The sequence below is a fragment of the Scleromatobacter humisilvae genome, assembly GCF_023231945.1.
GTDB lineage: Bacteria > Pseudomonadota > Gammaproteobacteria > Burkholderiales > Burkholderiaceae_C > Scleromatobacter > Scleromatobacter humisilvae.
In genome coordinates this window covers 114,289-134,676 of record NZ_JAJLJH010000010.1, presented here as the reverse complement: position 1 = coordinate 134,676, position 20,388 = coordinate 114,289, and the positions used below count along the sequence as shown (strand labels likewise).

The 20,388-nt window shown below is 71.8% G+C and carries 18 protein-coding genes; 16 read left to right on the top strand and 2 right to left on the bottom strand.

Annotated features, from left to right (window positions below):
- Nucleotides 1–4 precede the first annotated feature (4 nt).
- From creC to LPC04_RS24130, 6 genes are all read left to right on the top strand, one after another.
- Nucleotides 5–1,477 (top strand): two-component system sensor histidine kinase CreC, encoded by a 1,473-nt coding sequence (gene creC, locus LPC04_RS24155; RefSeq protein ID WP_275684865.1) that lies wholly within the window; start codon nt 5–7, stop codon nt 1,475–1,477.
- A gap of 92 nt (nt 1,478–1,569) precedes the next feature.
- Nucleotides 1,570–2,991: a cell envelope integrity protein CreD gene (gene creD, locus LPC04_RS24150; protein WP_275684864.1), complete on the top strand. Its 1,422-nt coding sequence runs from the start codon at nt 1,570–1,572 to the stop codon at nt 2,989–2,991.
- Complete coding sequence (locus tag LPC04_RS24145) at nt 2,988–3,347, top strand: hypothetical protein (protein ID WP_275684863.1); 360 nt, start codon at nt 2,988–2,990, stop codon at nt 3,345–3,347. Before creD ends, LPC04_RS24145 begins: the two co-directional genes overlap by 4 nt.
- Nucleotides 3,344–3,658 carry a hypothetical protein gene (locus tag LPC04_RS24140; RefSeq protein WP_275684862.1) on the top strand — a complete coding sequence of 105 codons (315 nt, stop codon included), beginning with the start codon at nt 3,344–3,346 and terminating at the stop codon, nt 3,656–3,658. The genes LPC04_RS24145 and LPC04_RS24140 overlap by 4 nt, the downstream gene beginning before the upstream one ends.
- Nucleotides 3,659–3,762: 104 nt before the next feature.
- Nucleotides 3,763–5,427, top strand: a complete 1,665-nt coding sequence (locus LPC04_RS24135; RefSeq protein ID WP_275684949.1) for a GMC family oxidoreductase — start codon at nt 3,763–3,765, stop codon at nt 5,425–5,427.
- A 333-nt stretch (nt 5,428–5,760) separates the two neighbouring features.
- On the top strand, nt 5,761–6,522 hold the full coding sequence (locus LPC04_RS24130) for a TSUP family transporter (protein WP_275684948.1): 762 nt from the start codon (nt 5,761–5,763) through the stop codon (nt 6,520–6,522).
- A gap of 47 nt (nt 6,523–6,569) precedes the next feature.
- Here the strand turns inward: LPC04_RS24130 and LPC04_RS24125 are convergent, their stop codons facing one another.
- A complete protein-coding gene (locus tag LPC04_RS24125; RefSeq protein WP_275684861.1) occupies nt 6,570–7,262 on the bottom strand; it encodes a glycine zipper 2TM domain-containing protein in 693 nt (230 codons plus the stop codon).
- 196 nt (nt 7,263–7,458) lie between these two features.
- On the opposite strand from LPC04_RS24125, the gene LPC04_RS24120 reads away from it, so the two are divergent.
- The 6 genes from LPC04_RS24120 (at nt 7,459) to LPC04_RS24095 (ending at nt 14,510) form a co-directional block, all read left to right on the top strand.
- A complete protein-coding gene (locus LPC04_RS24120) occupies nt 7,459–8,631 on the top strand; it encodes a benzoate/H(+) symporter BenE family transporter (protein WP_275684860.1) in 1,173 nt (390 codons plus the stop codon).
- Nucleotides 8,632–8,758: 127 nt separating this feature from the next.
- Complete coding sequence (gene gshB / locus LPC04_RS24115; protein WP_275684859.1) at nt 8,759–9,757, top strand: glutathione synthase; 999 nt, start codon at nt 8,759–8,761, stop codon at nt 9,755–9,757.
- A gap of 10 nt (nt 9,758–9,767) precedes the next feature.
- Nucleotides 9,768–11,657 carry an ATP-binding cassette domain-containing protein gene (locus LPC04_RS24110; protein WP_275684858.1) on the top strand — a complete coding sequence of 630 codons (1,890 nt, stop codon included), beginning with the start codon at nt 9,768–9,770 and terminating at the stop codon, nt 11,655–11,657.
- Between the two features lie 5 nt (nt 11,658–11,662).
- Nucleotides 11,663–12,832 carry a hypothetical protein gene (locus tag LPC04_RS24105; RefSeq protein WP_275684857.1) on the top strand — a complete coding sequence of 390 codons (1,170 nt, stop codon included), beginning with the start codon at nt 11,663–11,665 and terminating at the stop codon, nt 12,830–12,832.
- Nucleotides 12,833–12,993: 161 nt separating this feature from the next.
- Complete coding sequence (locus LPC04_RS24100; RefSeq protein ID WP_275684856.1) at nt 12,994–14,088, top strand: hypothetical protein; 1,095 nt, start codon at nt 12,994–12,996, stop codon at nt 14,086–14,088.
- Between the two features lie 110 nt (nt 14,089–14,198).
- Nucleotides 14,199–14,510, top strand: coding sequence for a hypothetical protein (locus LPC04_RS24095; protein WP_275684855.1), 312 nt, complete (start codon nt 14,199–14,201; stop codon nt 14,508–14,510).
- Between the two features lie 266 nt (nt 14,511–14,776).
- Here the strand turns inward: LPC04_RS24095 and LPC04_RS24090 are convergent, their stop codons facing one another.
- Nucleotides 14,777–16,252, bottom strand: coding sequence for an aminotransferase-like domain-containing protein (locus tag LPC04_RS24090; RefSeq protein ID WP_275684947.1), 1,476 nt, complete (start codon nt 16,250–16,252; stop codon nt 14,777–14,779).
- 236 nt (nt 16,253–16,488) lie between these two features.
- Here LPC04_RS24090 and LPC04_RS24085 point away from each other — a divergent pair, with 236 nt between their 5' ends.
- The 4 genes from LPC04_RS24085 to LPC04_RS24070 are packed head-to-tail and all read left to right on the top strand — an operon-like array spanning nt 16,489 to nt 20,328.
- Nucleotides 16,489–17,460 carry a DMT family transporter gene (locus LPC04_RS24085; RefSeq protein WP_338055472.1) on the top strand — a complete coding sequence of 324 codons (972 nt, stop codon included), beginning with the start codon at nt 16,489–16,491 and terminating at the stop codon, nt 17,458–17,460.
- Nucleotides 17,461–17,496: 36 nt separating this feature from the next.
- A complete protein-coding gene (locus LPC04_RS24080) occupies nt 17,497–18,714 on the top strand; it encodes an aminotransferase-like domain-containing protein (protein WP_275684854.1) in 1,218 nt (405 codons plus the stop codon).
- A gap of 19 nt (nt 18,715–18,733) precedes the next feature.
- Nucleotides 18,734–19,579, top strand: coding sequence for a PhzF family phenazine biosynthesis protein (locus LPC04_RS24075; RefSeq protein ID WP_275684853.1), 846 nt, complete (start codon nt 18,734–18,736; stop codon nt 19,577–19,579).
- Nucleotides 19,580–19,602: 23 nt separating this feature from the next.
- Nucleotides 19,603–20,328: an alanyl-tRNA editing protein gene (locus LPC04_RS24070; protein ID WP_275684852.1), complete on the top strand. Its 726-nt coding sequence runs from the start codon at nt 19,603–19,605 to the stop codon at nt 20,326–20,328.
- The last annotated feature ends 60 nt before the right edge of the window (nt 20,329–20,388 follow it).

The following is a 20,388-nucleotide window of genomic DNA, read 5'->3' as shown; positions in this document are numbered from 1 at the left end:
TCCGATGCGTCTCGGCCTGCGACTGCTGTTCGCATTCTTCGTCATCGTCGGCCTCGCCGGCTTCTTCGCGCTCCAGGTCTTCGAGAGCGAGGTCAAGCCGAGCGCGCGCGAGGTGATGGAGGACGTGCTCGTCGACACCGCCAACCTGCTCGCCGAGCAGGCCGCCGCCGACCTGCGCGCGATGCCGCCCGGCGGCACGCTGCAGGACTCGCGGCTGGCGCAGCAGGTCGCGGCGTATCGCCGGCGTCCGGTCGACATCCAGATCTGGGGCCTGCACAAGCGCACGCTGGACCTGCGCGTCTACGTGACCGACGCCACCGGCCGCGTCGTCCTCGACTCGGGCTTCGGCCCCGAAGCCGCGCCGCCGGCCGCCGCCGCCCGTTCCGCGCTCGGCGCCGACTATTCGAAATGGCGCGACGTCTACCTGACGCTGCGCGGCCAGTACGGCGCCCGCGCCACGCGCAGCGTGCCCGAGGACGACGCCAGCTCCGTGATGTACGTCGCCGCGCCGGTGCGCGACGGCGCCCGCGTGATCGGCGTCGTCACGGTCGGCAAGCCGCTGGCCACCGTGCAGCAGTTCATCGACCGCGCGCAGCGGCGCATCCTGGTCGCCGGATTCTGGCTGCTGGGGCTGTCGGCCGTGGTCGGCGTGCTGGTGACGCTGTGGATGGTGCGCGCCGTGCGCCAGCTGAAGGCCTACGCGACGCACGTGCACGCCGGCGAGCGCGTTCCCGTGCCGAAGCTGCCGGGCGAGCTCGGCGACCTGGCCGTGGCCGTCGACGAGATGCGCGAACGGCTGGAGGATCGCGAGCGTCTCGAGCACACCGTGCGCGCGCTGACGCACGAGCTCAAGAGCCCGCTGACGGCGATCCAGGGCGCGGCCGAGCTGCTGGGCGACGAGTTGCCCGCCGACGACCGCGAGCGCTTCGCGCGGCAGATCCAGGAGCAGTCGCTGCGCCTGCGCGACCTGGTCGACCGCATGCTGGAGCTCTCGCGGCTCGAGGGCCAGCGCGCGATCGCCAATCCGCAGCCCATCGTGCTGCTGGCGCTGATCGACGAGGTCGCGACGTCGCACGTGCCGCTGGCGATCCAGCGCGGCGTCGGGCTGGTGTGGGAATCGCGCGCCGACGTCACGCTGGCCGGCGACCCCGAATCGCTCAAGCTGCTGTTCTCCAATCTGTGGTCCAACGCGCTGGACTTCGCGCCCGAGGGCACGTCCATCACGGCGTCGCTGCGCCGCGTCGGCGCGGAGGCGGTGTTCACGATGCGCGACACCGGGCCGGGGGTGTCCGACTTCGCGTTGCCGCAGCTGGGCCAGCGCTTCTTCTCGCTGCCGCGGCCGCGCGACGGCCGCCGCGGCAGCGGGCTGGGCCTGGCCATCGTGCGCCAGGCGGCGGCGCTGCATGGCGGCAGCGTCTCCTTCCAGCACGCGTCGCCGGGCCTGCTCGTGACGCTGCGGCTGCCGGCGGCCGCCTGACTTCACGCTCGCCACACAAACCTCATCGCGTCCTCACAGCCTGACGGCATCGTCGCGGCTGTCGCGCCGGCATGGCGCAGGAGGAGCGAACGATGAAGTTTCCGTTGCTGGCCAAGGTGGGCGCGATCGCGCTCGTGGGCCTGATGTTGATGGTCGTGCTGATGCGCATCGAGGGCCTGGTCTACGAGCGCAAGGCTCGCGGCGAAGAGGCCGTGCGCAGCGTCGAGCACTCGCACGCCGCGGCGCAGGCGATCCTCGGGCCGGTCCTGGAGCGCGCCTGCTCCGAGTCGTGGGAGTCGGTGGTCGGCGAGGGCGCCAACCGTACGGTCGCGGCGGCGTCGCGCGACTTCCGGCTGCAGCAGGTGCCCGATCGCCTGTCCATTGCGGCGACGACCCAGGCCGACCCGATGTGGCGCGGCCTGTTCAAGGTCAACGCGTGGAAGGGCCGCTTCGCGGTCGACGCCGAGTTCACCCACCTCGCGCCGCTGCAGCCGCACGCCGAGCACCCTGGCGGGCGCCTCACGTGCGATGCGCCCGTGCTGCTGGTGAGCGTGTCCGACGTGCGCGGCGCGCTGAGCGCCCCCATCACCATCGACGGCCACGCGCAGGCGGTCGAGCCCGGCACCGCCGGCTCCGCGTACGCGAGCGGATTGCACACGAGGCTGCCGGCGGCGCGCGTCGACGAGGCCGCCGTCCAGGCGATGGCCGTGCACATCGACCTCGACCTCGTGGGCACCGGCCAGCTGGCTTGGGTGCCAGCGGCCGGCAGCACGCACTGGACGCTGCATTCGGATTGGCCGCACCCGTCCTTCGGCGGCCAGTTCCTGCCCGCGACGCGCGACGTGCGCGCCAACGGATTCGACGCCAGCTGGAACCTGTCGGCCTTCGCCACCACGGCGCCGACCGACATCCGTCGCGCGCTGAGCCTGTGTGCGCCGGCCGCGGGCGGGGGCGACTATGCCGAGGACGGCAGTGCGAAGTCCGACAAGTGCCTCGACCTGATGAGCGTGGCCTTCATCGACCCGATCAACCCCTACGTGCTGAGCGACCGCGCGATCAAGTACGACCTGCTGTTCATCGTGCTGACCTTCGTCGCCGTCGGCCTGATCGAGGTGCTGTCGGGCCGCCGCGTGCACCCGGTGCAGTACGCACTGGTGGGCCTGGCGCTGTCGCTGTTCTTCCTGTTGCTGCTGTCGCTGTCGGAGCACCTGCCGTTCGAGCAGGCCTACGCCGCGGCGGCCTTGGCGTGCGCGCTGCTGCTGGGGGCCTACGCGACGTCCATGCTGGGACGCCGGCTCGCGGGCCTGCTGTTCGGCATCGGCATCGCGCTGCTTTACGGCCTGCTGTACGCGCTGCTGCAGATGGAACAGAACGCGCTGGTCATCGGCTCGGTGATGCTGTTCGCGGCGCTCGCCACGGTGATGATGCTGACGCGGCGGATCGACTGGTACGCGCTGTTCGCGCGGCTGAGGACGAACGCCGGCGCACGCGACGCGCGGGAGATCGCGTCGTGATTGCGCGCGAGCCCGCGGCCGGCGACGGCGACTGGTGGACGGCGCACGTGCTGATCGCGATCTTCGTCGCGCTGGTCGCCGTGATCCTGCGCGCGGTGCCGGGATGGTCGGCGCCGCTGCATGCGTGGATCGCGCTGGCCGGCGTCGTCGACCTGCTGCTCGCGGCGCACGCCGGGGCGCGCGCGAGCGTGCGCGCCGCGCGCGGGCGCTGGCGCGAGGCGCTGGGCGCGCTGCTGCTGGCGGCCGCGCTGGTCGCCGCCGCGGCGACGCTGATGAAGGTCGGCCACGCGCATCCGGCGACGCTGGAGGACGCCTCGGCCGCAGAGGCGCCGCCTGCCGCGGCGGGCGCGCGATGACCGCGACATCCTTCCCGCGCTGGCGCCGGGCCTGGATCCGCTACGCGATCACCGCCGCATTCCTCGTGGTGGCGGCAGGCAGCGGGCTGAGCGCCGTCTGCAACGACGACTGGGCCGGCCTGCTGCTGCTTCCCGGCATCGGCCTGCAGCTGCTGGGCGCGGTGTACTCGCTCGGGATGGCGCTGGTCTCCTGGTTCCGGTTCGACTATCGCGACGCCGTCGCCGAGGTCGGCGTCGCCGTCCTGTTGCTGCTCTCGATCCCCGCGGCGCTCATGGTGATGGACCTGTTCATGCACGGAGGCTGCGAATGACCGCCGCCGCGCGCCGGCGCGACGCCTCGTGGCTGGACGCCTGGTTCAGCATGTGGTCCAGCGAGCACGACAAGGACACCCCCGCCTCGCTAAGATGCGCCTCCATGCACCTCGGCGACCCGTTCGACTTCATCGTGATCGGCGCCGGCACCGCCGGCTGCCTGCTGGCCAACCGGCTGTCGGCGGATCCGCGCCACCGCGTGCTGCTGGTCGAGGCCGGCGGGCGCGACGACTACCACTGGATCCACATCCCGGTCGGCTACCTGTATTGCATCGGCAACCCGCGCACCGACTGGCTGTACAAGACCGAGCCCGACCCGGGCCTCAACGGCCGCGTGCTGCGCTATCCGCGCGGCAAGGTGCTGGGCGGCTCGTCCAGCATCAACGGCATGATCTACATGCGCGGCCAGGCACGCGACTACGACGGCTGGGCCCAGCGCACCGGCGACCCGGCCTGGCGATGGGAGGCCTGCCTGCCCTACTTCCTGCGCCACGAGGACCACTGGCGCGGCGACGCCCCGCCGCTGCACGCCGGCCCGGGCCACGATGCGAGCGGACGCCGCAGCGGCGGCGAATGGCGCGTCGAGAAGCAGCGCTTGTCGTGGCCCATCCTTGACGCCTTCGCGCAGGCCGCGGTGCAGGCCGGCATCCCGGCCATCGACGACTTCAATCGCGGCGACAACGAAGGCGTGGGCTATTTCGAGGTCAACCAGCGCCGCGGCGTGCGCTGGAACGCGGCCAAGGCCTTCCTGCGGCCGGCGCTGAAGCGCGCGAACTTGCAGGTGCTGACGGGCGCGCACGTCACGCGGCTGATCCTCGAGGGCGAGCCCGGCCAGCTCGCCGCGCGCGGCGTCGAGCTGCGCATCGGCAGCGACGCGCCGGTGCAGGTGCGCTGCCGCGGCGAGGTGCTGCTGGCGGCCGGGGCGATCGGCTCGCCGCAGATCCTGCAGCTCTCGGGCATCGGCGATGGCGCGCGCCTGAAGGCGGCCGGAGTGACGCCGCGCCACGAGCTGCCCGGCGTCGGCGGCAACCTGCAGGACCACCTGCAGGTGCGCGCGGTGTTCGCCGTTGACAACACGCGCACGCTCAACACGCTGTCGGCCACGCTGGTGGGCAAGGCGCGCATCGCGGCCGAATACGCGCTCTCGCGCAGCGGTCCGATGAGCATGGCGCCCTCGCAGCTCGGCGCCTTCACGCGCTCGGATCCATCGAGACGCTGGGCCAACCTCGAGTACCACGTGCAGCCCTTGTCGCTCGACGCCTTCGGCGAGCCGCTGCATGCGTTCGAGGCGTTCACGGCCAGTGTCTGCAACCTCAACCCGGAGTCGCGCGGCGAGGTGCACATCGCGTCGGCGGACCCGGCGCAGCCGCCGAGGATCGCGCCGCGCTACCTCGCCACCGAGGGCGATCGCCGCGTCGCCGCCGATTCGCTGCGGCTGACGCGACGCATCGCGGCACAACCCGCGCTGGCGGCGTTCCATCCGCGCGAGGTCAAGCCCGGCACGCAGTACGAGACCGACGACGAGCTCGCCCGCCTGGCCGGCGACATCGGGACGACCATCTTCCACCCGGTCGGCACCTGCCGCATGGGCCGCGACAACGAGCCGGACGCCGTGCTCGACTCGCGCCTGCGCGTGCGCGGCGTCGCCGGACTGCGCGTGGTCGACGCCAGCGTGATGCCGGACATCACCAGCGGCAACACCAACTCGCCGACGCTGATGATCGCGGAGCGCGCCGCCGAATGGACCCTCGAAAAAGTCACGACCTGAACATCGCATGAACGTCGGCTGAACGATGTTGGTGCATTGTGACAGCGGGAAACCCCCGATGGGCAGCGCTACAGCGCGCCCATACAGTGCATATACTTTCTTGTCATATGCACCCACAAGGTGCGCGTGACTCTGAAGGGGGTACGAGGAGACATAAACGCCGGCTCGAACGCTGATCGAGCCAGGCAGGCGGCGCTGGAGTCAGCGACTGCCGGACAGAACAGACGAAGGGCGCAGCCAACAGGCCGCGCCCTTTTGTCCTTTCTGGGGCGCGGTTCGCGCGTTTCCGCCCGTCCCGGCCCATTGCCGAGGCGCATCGATAATGTCGCCATGATCGATCTCGTGGTGGTGGCGGTAGCGTCCGGCCTAGCCGGCTTCGTGGATGCGGTGGTGGGTGGTGGCGGCCTGGTGCTCGTGCCGGCCTTGTTTGCCACCTATCCGAACGCCGTCCCGGCGACGCTGTTCGGCACCAACAAGGGCGGCGCCATCTGGGGCACGGCTTGGGCGGCGGTGCAGTTCGCGCGCCGCGTGACGCTCGCGCGCCTGACGATGGCCTGGGGCATGGCCGGCGCCCTGGCCGGCAGCTTCGGGGGCGCGTACGTCGTGACGCTGGTCAGCGCCGGGCCGCTCAAGCGCGCGCTGCCGTTCGTGCTGCTTGCGATCCTGCTCTACACGGTCGCCAAGAAGCAGCTCGGGCGCGAGCACACGCCACGCCACGTCGGCTCCGCCGAGGCACGCGTCGCCGGCGTCATCGGCCTGGCCATCGGCTTCTACGACGGCTTCTTCGGGCCGGGCACCGGCAGCTTCTTCGTGTTCCTGTTCGTGCGCGTGCTCGGCTACGACTTCCTGCACGCATCGGCCGCCGCCAAGATGCTCAACACCGCCACCAACCTGGCGGCGCTGATCCTGTTCGCGGCGACCGGCCACGTGTGGTGGCACGTCGCCGCGGTGCTGGCCGTGGCCAACGTCGCCGGCAGCCTGATGGGCACGCGCCTGGCGCTCGCGCGCGGGGCGGGCTTCGTGCGCATCGTGTTCATCGTGGTCGTGTCGGCGCTGATCCTGAAGACGGCATACGACGGGTTCTTCCCGCACTGAACGAAAAACGGCCCGCGTCGCGGGCCGTCGTCATTCGGCAAAGCGGATCAGCCCTGGCCGTCGATGGCATGCAGCGTGTGTCCTTCGACGTTCACGCGCTGGCCGACGTTGGGTACCGCCGCCTGGCGCACGGTGCGGGTCGAACCGTCTTCCATGCGCACGCGCACGTCGTACTCGGTGACGGTGCGCTCGTGCGACTCGATCGCGTTGCCCAGCAGGCCGCCGCCGATCGCGCCGACGATGCCGCCGACCGTGTGGTTGCCGCGGCCGCCGATCTTGCTGCCCACCAGCGCGCCGCCCAGGCCGCCGGCCACAGCGCCGACGCCGTTGTTCTGGCCCTGGATCTTGACGGCGCTGTAGCCCTCGACCACGCCGCAGCTCGCGCAGACTGGCGCGGCGGCGACCTGTTGCGGCGCGTTGTCGTGCGCGGTCGCGTGATGCACCGGCGCCGGCGTGTAGTGCGCCGGGCGCGTCGATTCGTTGACGATCGGCGCGGGCGTCGTCCCGGCGGGCTGGTTGGCCGACGACGGGTCGTTGGACGGCGTCATGTTGGCGGCGACCAGCGGCGCGGACGTGCCGGCCGCCGTGGCGCTGGTGGCCTGGTCGGGCACCGCGTCATTGTTCTTGACGACCAGCGTGGTCGCGAGCGCGATGATCGTCAGGGCCATCAGGCCGCCGCCGATCCAGACGCCGCGGTGGATGCCGCCGGCGGACGGCGTGTTGGGAGTGGTGGTGTTCATGTCGTTGTCCTCTTCGTGCCCGTCTTGTCGGGCTGACACCGATTAAACGTGCGAGCTGTGCCGCGGGATGTCAGCCAACGTGCCGAGTTGCGTCAGAACGTGAGAATGGCGGCCACATCCGGGGTGGACCGACGCGTCTGTTTCCGTTTGTCCTACACGGATGGGCGGTGGCGGACGGTCGGGTACCCTTCGGGCCATGCTCAAGGATGTCTCGTTCTCGGCCGTCGTCGCCGGTTTCATCGCGGTGCTCGTCGGCTTCACGAGCTCGGTGGCGATCGTGTTCCAGGCAGCGCAAGGCCTGGGCGCGACGCCGGAGCAGACGACCTCGTGGATGTGGGCGCTGGGCGTGGGCACCGGTCTGACCAGCATCGGCCTGTCGCTGTGGTATCGCCAGCCGGTGCTCACGGCCTGGTCGACGCCGGGCGCCGCGCTGCTCGCGGCCACGCACGGCATGACGCTGCCCGTCGCGACGGGGGCGTTCATCGTCTCGGCGGTGCTGATCACCATCGCCGGTGCGTCGGGCCTGTTCGAGCGGCTGATGGATCGCGTGCCGGTCGCGATCGCCGCCGCGCTGCTGGCCGGCGTGCTGACGCGCTTCGGCCTCGACGCCGCGCTGGCCGCGCGCGGCGACGCGGCGCTCGTCGCCACGATGGCGCTCGTGTTCGTGCTGGGCCGGCGCTTCTGGCCGCGCTTCGCGGTGCCGGGCGTGCTGCTGGCGGGCATCGCGATCGCCGGGTTCTCGGGCCGCATCGCGCTGGCCGGCGTGCAGTGGGGCTGGGCGCGGCCGCAGTTCGTGATGCCGGAGTTCAGCCTCGCCGCGGCGATCGGCCTGGGGCTGCCGCTGTTCCTCGTGACGATGGCGTCGCAGAACCTGCCGGGCGTGGCCGCGCAGCGGGCGGCGGGCGTGACGGCGCCGGTGTCGCCGGTGATCGCCAGCACCGGCCTCGCGACGCTGCTGCTCGCGCCGTTCGGCTCGTTCGGCATCAACCTGGCGGCGATCACCGCGGCGATCTGCATGGGCCCGGAGGCGCATCCCGATCCGAGGCGCCGCTATATCGCGCCGCTGGCCGCGGGCATCTGCTACCTGCTGATCGGACTGGGCGGCGGCGCGGTCGTCGGGCTGATGGCCGCGTTCCCGCACGCGCTGGTCGTGGCCGTGGCCGGGCTGGCGCTGCTGGGCACGATCGCGGGCGCGCTGGCATCGGCGCTGGCGGTCGAGAAGCATCGCGACGCCGCCGCCATCACCTTCCTCGTGACGCTGTCGGGCGTGACGCTCGCCGGCATCGGCGCGCCGTTCTGGGGCGTGATGGCCGGTGCCGTCGCGCTGGGTGTGCAACACTTCCGGACTTCCGCGCCGCCCCCGCGCTGAAAGGCCCTGCCGACGCGACGTCGGCGCCCGGCGCGCGATCATCTCGCGTCCGCATCGCCGCGACTCGCTCGTGGCGCCTCCCTTCCCGCCCGCGCGTCACGCGCGCGCACGCCACCCAGGTGTCTCCATGAAGCTGCTGTTCGTCGCCGATCCGCTCGACTCGTTCAAGATCTACAAGGACTCGACCTTCGCGATGATGCGCGAGGCGAGCAGGCGCGGCCACACGCTGTGGGCCACGCGGCCGGTCGACCTGAGCTGGCAGCGCGGCGGCCGCGTGCAGGCGCGCGCGCTGCCGATCGTGCTGACCGGCGTCGAGGGCCACAGCCACGAGGCCTGGTACACGACGACCGGCCCGGAGACGGTGGTCGTCGCCGAGTTCGACGCCGTGCTGATGCGCAAGGATCCGCCGTTCGACAGCGAGTACTTCTACGCGACGCACCTGCTGACGCACGCCGAGCGCGACGGCGCGCTGGTGCTGAATTCGCCGGCCGCGCTGCGCGACCATCCGGAGAAGCTCGCGATCCTCGAGTTCCCGCAGTTCATCGCGCCCACGCTCGTCACGCGCTCGGCCGCGGACGTGCGGGCGTTCCACGCCGAGCACCGGGACATCATCCTGAAGCCGCTCGACGGCATGGGCGGCGCCGGCATCTTCCGCGTGACCGACAACGGCATGAACCTCGGCAGCATCGTCGAGACGCTCAACGTCGGCGGCGCGCAGACCATCATGGTGCAGAAGTTCGTGCCCGAGATCGCCGACGGCGACAAGCGCGTGCTGGTCATCGACGGCAAGGCCGTGCCGCATACCTTGGCCCGTATCCCGCAAGGCAGCGAGGTGCGGGGCAACCTGGCCGCCGGCGGCCTGGGCGTGGCGCGCGAGATCACGCCGCGCGAGCGCGAGATCGCCGGCGTCATCGGCCCGAAGCTCGCCAAGCGCGGGCTGCTGCTGATCGGCCTCGACGTGATCGGCGAGACGCTCACCGAGATCAACGTCACCAGCCCGACCTGCTTCCAGGAAATCACCGACCAGACCGGCTTCGACGTGGCCAAGGTCTTCGTCGATGCCCTCGAGGCGACCATCAACCGCGCCCGCGGCAATCCCACCACCGAGGGCCAAGACCCTTTCTGAAAACAACTAGATGGCCCTGATCACCCTCACCAATGCCCACCTCGCGTTCGGACACGTCGCGCTGCTGGATGGCGCCGACTTCTCGCTGGAGACCGCCGAGCGCGTCGCGCTGATCGGGCGCAACGGCACCGGCAAGTCCAGCATGCTCAAGATCCTGGCCGGCCTGGACAAGCCCGACGACGGCCTGCTGCAGGTCGAGCGCGGCCTGCGCCGCACCTACGTGCCGCAGGAGCCGCTGTTCGCGCCGGGCATCACCGTGTTCGACGCGGTGAGCGAAGGCGTGCGCGAGGCCAAGGAGACGCGCGAGAAGTTCGAGAACCACGACGGCGTCGACCATGACGAGATGGATCGCCTGCAGACGCGCCTGGAGTCGCTCGGCGGCTGGGACTGGGAGCGCCGCGTCGACGAGACGCTGCACCGGCTCGATCTGGATCCGCAGGTGCTGGTCGAGAAGCTTTCGGGCGGCGTGCGCAAGCGCGTCGCGCTGGCCCAGGCGCTCGTCGCCACGCCGGACGTGCTGCTGCTCGACGAGCCGACCAACCACCTCGACCTCGACGCGATCGACTGGCTCGCCGACCTGCTCAAGAGCTACCGCGGCTCGTTGATCCTGATCTCGCATGACCGCGCGTTCATCGACGCCACCGCCACCCGCATCGTCGAACTCGATCGCGGCCGGCTGCGCAGCTATCCCGGCAACTTCACCGCGTACGAGACGACCAAGCAGCGCGAGCTGGCCGACGAGGCGCTGGCCAACGCGCGCGCCGACAAGCTGCTGGCGCAGGAGGAGATCTGGATCCGCAAGGGCGTCGAGGCGCGCCGCACGCGCAGCGTCGCGCGCATCGGGCGGCTCGAGGCGCTGCGCGCCACGCGGGCGGCGCGGCGCGACCAGGTCGGCCAGGTGCGGCTCGAAGTCGCGACGGGCGGGCAGTCCGGCAAGATCGTCGCGGCGCTCGAGAACGTCACGATGCGCTACGGCGACCGCGTGCTGATCGACAAGTTCACGACCACCGTGCTGCGCGGCGACAAGATCGGCCTGATCGGCCCCAACGGCTGCGGCAAGACGACGCTGCTCAAGCTGATCCTCGGCCAGTTGAAGCCCACGTCGGGCGACATCAAGCTCGGCACGATGCTCAACGTGGCCTACTTCGACCAGATGCGCGCCGGCCTCAAGCTGGACGCGACGCTGGCGGACACGATCAGCCCCGGCAGCGAGTGGATCGAGATCGGCAACACGCGCAAGCACATCATGAGCTACCTCGGCGACTTCCTGTTCGCGCCGGAGCGCGCGAACGCGAAGGTGATGTCGCTGTCCGGCGGCGAGCGCAACCGGCTGCTTCTCGCGCGCCTGTTCGCGCTGCCCGCCAACGTGCTGGTGCTGGACGAGCCGACCAACGACCTCGACATCGACACGCTGGAGCTGCTCGAGGAACTGCTCGCGAACTACCCCGGCACCGTGTTCCTGGTGAGCCACGACCGCCGCTTCGTCGACAACGTCGTCACGAGCACGCTGGTCTGGGAAGGCGACGTCAGCCCCGGCCTGTGGCGCGAATACGAAGGCGGCATCGAGGACTGGCAGGCCCAGCGCGCGCGCAGCCGCGCGAGCGCGCCGGCGCCGTCGCCGGCATCCACGCCTGCCCCCGTTGCCGCGCCGGCGCCCGCGCCCGTCGTCGCCAGGCCCAAGGCCAAGCTGAGCTACAAGGAACAGCGCGAGCTCGACGACCTGCCCGACAAGCTCGCCGCGCTCGAGGCCGAGCAGAAGGAACTCGAGGCGGCGCTCGCCAGCACCGAGCTGTACTCGCAGGGCAAGGACAAGATCGCCGCGGCCCAGGCGCGCTTCGCGCAGATCGAGGAGGATCTGATGGCGATGCTGGAGCGGTGGGAAGCGTTGAGCCAGAAGTAGGCCGCATGCGCCGCTCGTCGCCCGCGGCTCGCCGCACCGCGTTGGCGGTGGGCATCGCGGCGCTGCTGGCGGCCGGCTGGTGGTGGCTGCACGCGCCGGCGATCGAGCATCGGGCCGTGGCGACGCCGCCCGAGATCGACATCGATCCTCCCGCGATGCGCGCGCGGCGCGAGGCGGCGCTCGCGTTGGCGACGATGCCGGACGACCCGTGGACGTTCGCCGAATCGCTGGCGGCCTCCGCACCCGCGGCACCGGTCAAGGAAGACTGCGGGATCGCCGGGCGGCCGCAATTCACGGTGGCCGATGGCCCCGCGCGGACGCCGGTGCAGACGAGCGGCGCCTCGTCGCGCTACGCCGCCGCGCAGGCGCGCGTCGACGCCGCGTTGCGGGCCAGCGCCGATCCGCTGGATCGCGCGGTGGCCGACCTCGTCAACGTCGGTGACATGCGTGACGAGTCCGGCCGCAACGAGGCCTTCGTGCAACAGGCCGCGGTGTCGACCGATCCACGCCTCTACGCGCTGGCCTGGCGGATGTGCTATTCGAGGCCGTCGACCGCGCCGAGTTGCGGTGCGATCGGTCTCGATCGCTGGATTCAGATCGACGCGGACAACGGCGTGCCGTGGCTGACGAAGCTGGGCGAGGCGCAGGCGCGTGGCGACGCCGCGGCTGCACGGACGGCGATGTCGCGCCTGGCCTCGGCGACTCGCTTCGACATCTACCTGCAGGCGGCCGCCGGCGCCGTCGCCGGCCGCGCGGCCAGGGACGACCCCGACCTGGCCGCCGTCAACGACCTGGCGTTCAAGGCGACGACGGTCGAGGCCGGCCTGCCGCTGCCGCCGTTCCAGCCGCTGATGCAGGCGTGCCGCGACAGGGCCGGCGGCAACGTCGACCTGGCGCAGACCTGCCGCACGATCAGCGACACGCTGTTCGCGCATTCGGACAACCTGCTCAGCCAGTCCATCGGCGGCGCGGTGCTGCTGCAGGCCACGGGCGACGCCTCGCGGCGCGACTACATCCGCACCGAGCGGGCGGTCGCGCGGGCGCGCTGGTCGCCCGCGACGGGGTTCTCCGAATGCCGTGCGATGCGCGACTCGTTGAACGCGTTGGTCCGCACGGCCAAGGTCGGCGAGGTCGAGGCGATGCGCGAACGGGCGCGGCAGTTCGTGACGCCGTGAACGGCCGGTGCGCGTGATACAACCGCGCAGACTCGTCACCCGCCGCCGCCTTGTCCCACCGAAGAATCGTGTTGTTGCTGCTGCTTGCCTGCGCAATGTCGCTCGGCATGCGGCGAGTGCCCCCTGAGCCTGGGCGACCTTCGCTGAAGACCGCGAGAACGGTGGCATGGAGCGTTGCGGGCCTGTTGATTGTGGCGGCGATCTGGCTGGCGCGGCGCGCCGAACCTGCGCTGCCGACGGCGACGGCGGAGACGGTGGCGCGAGCCCCGGCGGTGCCGGCTCAGTCGGTGCCCGCCAGTCGCGCCCGCGTCGATGCACCCGTTCCCGCCAGCGCGGTCGCTCATCTCGCCAACGACCCGCGCTGCGTCATCAAGGATCCCCCGAAGACCATATCGGCCGACGCCAGCGCCGACTCGGGTTCGCCCGTGCCGGCACCCGCCGTCGACCCGCGCGCGCAGGCGTCACGCGCGCGCCTGCTGGCGCGCCTGGCCGGCAGCGCCGATCCCTACGCGAACGCCGTGGCGGTCTGGCTCGATGTGGACGTCGAGAGCGACGAGGCGCACCTCGCCGGGCGCGAACGCAAGCTCGCGTCGATGGCGGCTTCCACGCGGGATCCGCGGCTCTATTCGCTGGCGCTGCGCTCATGCTGGCGCCACCCGGCGCATCCCTGCGACCCGGGCTTGAGCGCGCGGCGCTGGACGGAGCTCGAGCCCGCCAACGCATTGCCCTGGCTGATGATGTTCGACGAAGCGGCCGAACGCGGCGACCTGTCGGGCATGCACGAGGCGATGTTCCACGTCACGCAGGCCCGACGCCTGGCGGAGCGTGCCGATGCGCCGCTGCAGCCCATCCTCGATGCGGCCAGCGGCGATGTCGATTCGCTCGTGGCGGCGCGCGCGTTGGCGGAGCGGGCGATCGGCATCTCGGCCGCGGAGGTCGGAACATACGGCGTCACCGCATGCAGCCGGGCGACGACTGCCAACGCCAACGTCTGGCAGCAGTGCCTTGGCCTGGCCGACCTGATCACGCGGCGCTCGGACTCCTTGCTGGCGATCTCGCTTGGCGAAACGCTCCACCAACGGCTGACTGGCGAGCCCAAATCCGCCGAACGTGCCGCGGCGCTCGATCGCATGCTCAAAGCGCAAGCGGCTCTCCTTGCGGCTTCCAACTGCGACGAGCTGCGCGACGAGCTGGCCGTCCTGCGCCGCATGGCCATCGAAGGCGAGGCCGCGGTCCTGCAGGATCTCGCGCGCTGAATGTCTTCGTAAGGTTTCGTCGCAGCCGCACGACTACCGGTCACTGGCCCGCGAGTCCCGCGGGATCAGCGGCCCGCGTGGCCGTCCACCCAATCCCCGAAGGAACCATCATGAAGACCTCGCTGCGCCAACTCGCGCTCGCCTCCGCCGTGCTCGCCGTCACCGCCTCGTTCGCGCTGCCCTCGCTCGCGCAGGACGTGCGCCGCGAGGACTCGGTCACGTTCTACCTGCAGGCCGGCAAGATCGACGCCAACAAGGACGGCATGGTCAGCAAGAAGGAGTTCATGGACGCGATGTCGAAGACCTGGGACATGCACATGGCCGAGGCGAAGAAGGCCGACCCGGCGATGCCCCGGGACAAGATGACGCTGCAGCAGTATCTCGAGTTCTCGAAGATGTTCGGCCTGAACATCGGCGGCTAACCAGCGCATGCAGCCGACGAGCGTCCGGCAAGGTCGAGCGGCGTGGCCTCATACTGTCCCCATCGGGTCGCGTTGACCCGATGGCCGCCGGCGCCCGTCCGGCCTCGTGGGCCGTGTCATGCCGAACAAGAAGAAGATCGTCCTGCCCGTCGCTGCAGCGCTGGTCTTCGTGCTCGTGCTGTGGCTGGCCTTCCACGACCGCAGCGCCGATCCCGTGTCGCCGCCGGCGAAGTCGTCGCAGGCCGCGGCGCGCCAGCGTGTCTCGCTCAGCCCTGCCGCGCCTTCTCGAACGCGCGCCAGAAGCGCGGATCCTGCGTCGTCGCGAAGTTGATGCGCATCAGCGTGGACGGCTGACGCCCCGGGTGGAACACCGTGCCGGGCGCGAGCAGCCAGCCGTCGTCGAGCATGTCGGTGGCCAGGCGTTCGGTGTCGACGCCGGTGTCGATCCAGCCGAACAGGCCGGCGGGCGGCGTGACGAAGCGGCAGCCCGAGGCCAGCGCGAGCTTGACTGTGCGCGTGCGCGCCGCGCCCAGCCGCGCGATGACGCGGTCGGCGTGGCGACGCAGCCAGCCCTGCTCGAGGCACACGGCGACGGCCTGCTCCAGCAGCGCCGGTGTCGTCAACGTGCCCAGCAGCTTGACGTCGACGAAGCGCTCGACGAGGTCGGGCGGCGCGGCCATGAAGCCGACGCGCCAGCCGGGCGCGAGGATCTTGGCGAAGCCCGACACGTAGATTGTGCGGCGCAGGCCGTCGAGCGCGGACAGCCGAGGCGCGTGCGCCGGCGCGAGGTGCGCGTAGGTGTCGTCCTCGAGGATGCGGAAGTCGTGCTGCTCCGCCAGCCGCAGCACCTGGTGCGCGGAGGCGAGACCCAGCGACGCGCCCGTCGGGTTGTGCAGCACCGAGCACGTGACATAGAGGCGCGGCCGGTGCGCCTTGGCGAGCGCGGCCATCGCGGCGAGGTCGGGGCCGTCGACGCCGCGCGGCACCGGCAGCAGGCGCATGCCCAGCTGCGTCAGGCGCGCGAACTCCACCGACCAGCCGGGCTCGTCGACCAGCACGGCGTCGCCGGGCGCCAGCAGCGCGCGCGAGCAGATGTCGAGCGCGTGGGTCGCGCCGTTGGCGGTGACGATCTGCGCCGGCGTGGCGGGCACGCCGAAGTCGGCCAGGCGCTGCGCGAGCGCGTGGCGCAGGCGCGTGTCGCCCGCCGGCTCGCCGTAGCTGAGGTAGCTCGACGGCACGTGCGTCGCGCTGGCCGACTTCGCCGGCGCCATCACGCGACGCAGCGCCGTCTGCAGCATCGCGGCGTCCAGCCACTCGGCCGGCAGCGTGCCCAGGCCCGGCGCGGGTCGCTGCGCGTCGGCCGCGAACATGCCGCGGATCAGCGCCGTGGCGTCGACCGGCGGTGGACGGCGCGGCGCTGCCAGGCGCAGCGCGGTCTCGGTGGTGATGGCCAGGCGCGCGGCCTCGGCCGTCGCCTCGGGCGTTGCAGCCGCCGCGCGCGGCGCGAGCGTGTCGCCGTCGCGCACGAAGAAGCCGCGTTGGCGCTTGGCCTCGACCAGGCCTTGGGCCAGCAGCTGGTCGTAGGCGGCGACGACGGTGGACGGGCTGACGCGGTGCCGGCGCGCGCTCTCGCGCACCGACGGCAGGCGCGCGCCCGGCAGCAGCAGGCGCTGGCGGATGCGCGCGGCGTAGTGGCCGGCGAGCTGCTCGGCCAGCGTCTGCGAGGCGCTGCGCGCGAGCAGCGCCGCGCCGACGGCCACCGGCGTCGCAGGCAGGGGCGCGGCGCGGCGCGCGCGGGGCGAGGCGCTGGGGTTCGGAACGGTGGCGTCGTCTGGCATGGCGGGCATCCGGCGTCGTGATCTGTATTGCCGCAGGCAGCGATACAGATCACCGAACTGCATCCTGGGACTGTACTGCTGGTGTACTGATTATCGGCCTAGACTGATCATCCCGCACGCCTCATTCCGCTTCGCCCCCGATGCGCCTCGAGCCCCAGCCCGCCCTGTCGATGCCGACGCCCGGTTCCGCCGCGGTCGAAGTCGAGCACGCGCGCCGCCTGCGCGCCGGCCTGTGGCTGGGCCTGCTGGGCATGCTGATCTTCGCCGGCACGATCCCGATGACGCGCCTGGCCTCCGGCAGCAACGAGGCGCCGCAGCTGCCGCCGGTGTTCGTGGCGATCGGCCGCGCCGGCGTGGCGGGGCTGCTGTCGGTCGCCTACCTGCTCGTCACGCGCGCGCCCTGGCCGCGCAAGTCGCACTGGACCATGCTGTTCATGTCGGCGCTCGGCAACGTGCTCGGCTGGCCCTTGCTGCTGGGCCTGGCGGTGCGCCGCGTCGACGCGATGCATGCGTCCGTCATCACCGGCCTGATGCCGCTGGCCACCGCGGCGGTGGGCGCGCTGATGCTGCACCAGCGGCCGTCGCGCGGCTTCTGGGCCTTCGCGCTGCTGGGCGCGGCGCTGGTCGTCGCGTTCGCGGCCTGGAGCGGCGCCGGGCGCCCGCAGCTCGGCGACCTGCTGCTGCTCGGCGCGGTGATCGCCTCGTCCATCGGCTACATCTGCGGCGCGCGCGTGTCGTCCGGCCCGCAGGGCATGACCGCCGAACAGACCATCTCGTGGGTGCTCGTGCTGGCGCTGCCGGCCACGCTGCCGGTGCTCGTCATGCAGTGGCCGACCGCGCCGGTGCATCCTGCGGCCTGGGCCGGCTTCGCCTACGTCGCCACCTGCTCGATGTGGATGGGCTTCTTCGCGTGGTACCGCGGCATGGCCTGGGGCGGCGCGTTGAGCGTCAGCCAGGTGCAGCTGCTGCAGCCGTTCGTCTCGATCCTGCTCAGCGTCGCCGTGCTGGGCGAGCGACTGCGTCCCGCCACGCTGGGCTTTTCCATCGCCGTGATGGCGTGCGTGTACCTCGGCCGGCGCATGTCGGTCGGCGCGCCGCGGCCGCGCTCCTGATCTCGTTCTCTCCCGTTGTTTCCTGAAGGCCCTGCAATGACCGGTTCCACCTCCTCCTCCGATTCGACCCATTCGCCCTGGCAACTGGCCCGGCGCTGCGAGCGCATGAACCCGTCGGTCATCCGCGAGATCCTCAAGCTCACCGAGCTGCCCGGCGTGCGCTCGCTGGCCGGCGGCCTGCCGTCGGCCGACACCTTCCCGGTCGAGGCCATGCGCGACGCGGCCATGAAGGTGCTGACCGACACGCCGCGCGAGGCGCTGCAGTACGCGGCCAGCGAGGGCTTCGGCCCGCTGCGCGACTGGGTCTCGGCGATGCTGGCGGCCAAGGGCGTCGACGCGCCGGCCAACCGCGTGCTGATCACCAACGGCTCGCAGCAGGGCCTCGACCTCGTCGGCAAGGTGATGCTGGACGCCGGCAACACGGTGGCGGTCGAGACGCCGACCTATCTCGGCGCGCTGCAGGCCTTCAACCCGAACGAGCCGAAGTTCGCGTCGGTGGCCGGCGACGACGACGGCCCGCTGCCCGAAGGCATCGGCGCGCTGCCGCAGGGCACGCGCTTCATGTATGTGCTGCCGAACTTCCAGAACCCGACCGGCCGCGTGATCCCGGCCGCGCGCCGCGACGCGCTCGTGGCCGCCGCGCAGCGCGCCAACATCCCGCTGGTGGAAGACAACCCGTACGGCGAACTCTGGTACGACGACGAGCCGCCCAAGCCGCTGGCCTCGCGCTGGGCCGAAGGCACGTTGTACCTCGGCTCGTTCTCCAAGGTGCTCGCGCCGGGCCTGCGCCTGGGCTTCATGGTGTGCCCGCAGACGCTTTACCCGAAGCTGCTGCAGTCCAAGCAGGCGGCCGACCTGCACACCGGCTCGTTCAGCCAGCGCGTGGTGCACGAGGTCATCAAGAACGGCTTCCTCGACCAGCACATCCCGACGATCCGCGACCGCTACCGCACGCAGCGCGACGCGATGGACGCGGCGCTGAAGGCCTCGATGCCGGCCGGTTGCGAATGGAAGAAGCCCAGCGGCGGCATGTTCTTCTGGCTGCGCCTGCCCGCGGGCTGCGACGCGATGGCGCTGCTGCCCAAGGCGGTCGAGGCCGGCGTCGCCTACGTGCCGGGCGCGGCGTTCTATGCCGATCACCCGGACACGCGAACAATGCGCCTGTCCTTCGTCACGCTGCCTCCGGCCGACATCGCCGACGCCGTGCAGCGTCTCGGCAACGTCATCCAGGCCCACCTGGCGACCAACGCCTGAACCAGCAAGGAACCTGCCCATGAGCGACGCGCCGCGCCAACGCGATTTCAGCCAGGTCGACGTCTTCACCGCGACGCCGCTGCTGGGCAACCCGCTCGCCGTCGTGCATGACGGCGGCGGCCTGTCGATCGAGCGCATGCAGGCGTTCGCGCGCTGGACGAACCTGTCCGAGACGACCTTCCTGCTGCCGCCCACGAACCCGGAAGCCGACTACCGCGTGCGCATCTTCACGCCCGGCGGCGAGCTGCCGTTCGCGGGCCATCCGACGCTGGGCTCGTGCCACGTCTGGCTCGCCGCGGGCGGCACGCCCCGGCATGCCGACACCATCGTGCAGGAGTGCGAGATCGGCCTGGTGCCGCTGCGCCGCGGCGCGCGCCTCGCGTTCGCCGCGCCCCCCACCAGCGTCGAGCGGGCGGACGCCGAGCTGCTGCACCGCGTCTACGCCGCGCTGGGCCTCGAGCCGGCGCGGGTGCGCGACGCGGCGTGGCTGTCCAACGGCTTCCCGCAGCTGGTCCTGCTCGTGGACAGCGCCGCCACCGTGCTGGCGCTCAAGCCCGACCACGCGGCGCTGAAGGGGCTGGGCAAGGTCGGCGTCGTCGCGCCGCACCCGGCCGGCGGCGAGGCCGACTTCGAGGTGCGCTTCTTCGCCGCGGCCATCGGCATCAACGAGGATCCGGTCACCGGCAGCCTCAACGCCAACGTCGCGCGCTGGCTGATCGACAGTGGCCGCGCGCCGGTGCGCTACGTCGCCGCGCAGGGCACGGCGATGGGCCGCGCGGGCCGCATCCACGTGCAGCGCGACGACCAGGGCACCTGGATCGGCGGCGACGTGGCGCCATGCATCGCCGGCACCGTGATGTTGTGAACTGACCCGAAGAAGAGGCCGCGATGACCGAGGAACTGTTTCGCGAGGACGCCACGCTCACCGAGTGCGACGCGGTCGTCACGCACGTCGACGAACGCGGCGTGCAACTCGATCGCACCGTCTTTTATCCGCACGGCGGCGGCCAGGCCGGCGATCGCGGCGAGCTGGTGCTGGCCGACGGCCGCGTCGTCGCGATCGCCGACACGCGCAAGGGCGAGCAGCCGGGCGAGATCGTGCACGTGCTCGCGAACGCAGACGATCGCGCGGCGCTCGCGGCCGGCGCGGGCGTGCGCGCCCGCATCGACGTCGAGCGACGTCGCGCCCACAGGCGTTTCCACACGGCCACGCACCTGCTGTGCGCGCTGGTGCCGCATCCCGTGGACGGCTGCTCGATCACCGCGGAGTACGCGCGGCTCGACTTCCACATGACCGACCCGCTCGACAAGGAAGCGCTCGAGGCCGGGCTGGCCCGCCTCGTCGCCGAGGCCCATCCGGTCTCGCACCGCTGGATCAGCGACGCCGAGCTCGACGCCAACCCCGGCCTGGTGCGCAGCATGAGCGTGCAGCCGCCGCGCGGCACCGGGCGCGTACGCCTGCTCGAGATCGACGGCGTCGACCTGCAGCCCTGCGGCGGCACGCATGTCTCGAACACGTCGGAGATCGGCGCGTTGATCGTGAAGAAGATCGAGAAGAAATCGGCGTCGACGCGGCGCGTCGTGCTGGCGTTCAAAGGCTCCATCGAGGACTGAGTCGTGGACACTGCGGCTCTTCCGGCGCTGCCGCTCGAACGGTTCGCCTGAAGTTCAAGG

Excerpts from the sequence above, each read along its gene's own strand:
- creC (WP_275684865.1), top strand. The coding sequence starts at position 5 with ATGCGTCTCGGCCTGCGACTGCTGTTCGCATTCTTCGTCATCGTCGGC.
- creD (WP_275684864.1), top strand. The coding sequence starts at position 1,570 with ATGAAGTTTCCGTTGCTGGCCAAGGTGGGCGCGATCGCGCTCGTGGGC.
- LPC04_RS24140 (WP_275684862.1), top strand. The coding sequence starts at position 3,344 with ATGACCGCGACATCCTTCCCGCGCTGGCGCCGGGCCTGGATCCGCTAC.
- LPC04_RS24135 (WP_275684949.1), top strand. The coding sequence starts at position 3,763 with ATGCACCTCGGCGACCCGTTCGACTTCATCGTGATCGGCGCCGGCACC.
- LPC04_RS24125 (WP_275684861.1), bottom strand. The coding sequence starts at position 7,262 with ATGAACACCACCACTCCCAACACGCCGTCCGCCGGCGGCATCCACCGC.
- LPC04_RS24120 (WP_275684860.1), top strand. The coding sequence starts at position 7,459 with ATGCTCAAGGATGTCTCGTTCTCGGCCGTCGTCGCCGGTTTCATCGCG.
- gshB (WP_275684859.1), top strand. The coding sequence starts at position 8,759 with ATGAAGCTGCTGTTCGTCGCCGATCCGCTCGACTCGTTCAAGATCTAC.
- LPC04_RS24110 (WP_275684858.1), top strand. The coding sequence starts at position 9,768 with ATGGCCCTGATCACCCTCACCAATGCCCACCTCGCGTTCGGACACGTC.
- LPC04_RS24105 (WP_275684857.1), top strand. The coding sequence starts at position 11,663 with ATGCGCCGCTCGTCGCCCGCGGCTCGCCGCACCGCGTTGGCGGTGGGC.
- LPC04_RS24095 (WP_275684855.1), top strand. The coding sequence starts at position 14,199 with ATGAAGACCTCGCTGCGCCAACTCGCGCTCGCCTCCGCCGTGCTCGCC.
- LPC04_RS24085 (WP_338055472.1), top strand. The coding sequence starts at position 16,489 with ATGCGCCTCGAGCCCCAGCCCGCCCTGTCGATGCCGACGCCCGGTTCC.
- LPC04_RS24080 (WP_275684854.1), top strand. The coding sequence starts at position 17,497 with ATGACCGGTTCCACCTCCTCCTCCGATTCGACCCATTCGCCCTGGCAA.
- LPC04_RS24075 (WP_275684853.1), top strand. The coding sequence starts at position 18,734 with ATGAGCGACGCGCCGCGCCAACGCGATTTCAGCCAGGTCGACGTCTTC.
- LPC04_RS24070 (WP_275684852.1), top strand. The coding sequence starts at position 19,603 with ATGACCGAGGAACTGTTTCGCGAGGACGCCACGCTCACCGAGTGCGAC.